The sequence below is a fragment of the bacterium genome, from assembly GCA_023150945.1.
In the GTDB taxonomy this organism is placed as follows: Bacteria; Zhuqueibacterota; Zhuqueibacteria; order Zhuqueibacterales; family Zhuqueibacteraceae; genus Coneutiohabitans.
The window spans coordinates 1-1,258 of the sequence record JAKLJX010000055.1 but is presented as its reverse complement, the minus strand read 5'-3'; the positions used below and the strand labels follow the sequence as shown (position 1 = coordinate 1,258).

The window sequence follows — 1,258 nt, the reverse complement described above, 5'->3', positions numbered from 1 at the left end:
TTTGTTAAAAAATAAGCTTTACAATTAAATATTTTGTGTTATCTTGTAGACATGCACAATTTAAAGGCCTACAAAAACAAGTACAAACGTCTCTTGCCGGAATTATCCGAGCGTGCGCGACGTCTGGTTGTTGCCTCTGATGCGAAAATGCTGGGACGTGGTGGTACCACCTTTCTTCACAACGCTTCGGGGATTTCGCGCGTAACGATCACGAAAGGTATCAAGGAACTGGAGATGGGGCTTTCTCCACCTGGAGGTAAGAGCAGACAACCAGGGGGAGGACGTAAGAAGATTGAGCATACGGACCCAACAATTCGACAAGACTTGGACCAACTCGTCGTCAATTCTTCACGCGGCGATCCCGAATCCCCTTTGTTATGGACGATCAAGAGCACACGCACTCTCGCGGATGAACTGGTAAAAAAGAACCACGCTATAAGCTATGTCACGGTTGCCAAGCTTTTGAAAGATTCCAACTACAGTCTGCAAGCCAACCGAAAAACCAAGGAGGGTTCTGATCATCCTGATCGCAATCAACAGTTTGAATATATCAACTCACAAGCTCACCAATTTCTTAACGCCGGCGATCCTGTTGTCTCGGTAGACACCAAAAAGAAGGAGTTGGTCGGTTCTTACAAAAACCCTGGTAAAACTTGGCTTCCGAAAGGCAAACCCATTGAAGTCAATATTCACGATTTTCCCGATCCGAAACAACCCAAGGCCGTTCCCTATGGGGTATATGACATCGGTGCAGATCAGGGGTACATCAGTGTTGGCATTACCCATGATACCGCTGAGTTTGCCGTCACCACGATACGGCGCTGGTGGAAACATCTGGGGAAAAAGAAGTATCCGAAATCAAAACGCTTGCTGATTACCGCGGACGCGGGTGGCAGCAATGGGTATCGGCTCAAGCTGTGGAAAGCCGAATTGCAAAAATTCGCGGATGAGGCCGGATTAAAGATTACCGTCTGTCATTTTCCTCCCGGCACCAGCAAGTGGAACCAAATTGAGCATAGGCTGTTTTCGTTTATCAGCATTAACTGGAAAGGACGACCGCTCACGAGTTATAAAGTCATTGTGAATTCAATCGCTTCGACTAAAACCAAAACAGGGCTGAAGGTCTATGCAGTACTTGACGATAATGAATACCAATTACGCAAAGAAGTTAACCGCCAAGAGCTGCAAGCTCTAAAACTATTGCCGCATGAATTTCACGGCGAATGGAATTACACAATCAAGCCCCGAAATTAAGCAC

At 46.4% G+C, this 1,258-nt stretch carries 1 protein-coding gene; it reads left to right on the top strand.

Going from position 1 to position 1,258, the window contains the following annotated elements:
* Positions 1 to 51 precede the first annotated feature (51 nt).
* A complete protein-coding gene (locus L6R21_27960; protein MCK6563045.1) occupies positions 52 to 1,254 on the top strand; it encodes an ISAzo13 family transposase in 1,203 nt (400 codons plus the stop codon).
* The last annotated feature ends 4 nt before the right edge of the window (positions 1,255 to 1,258 follow it).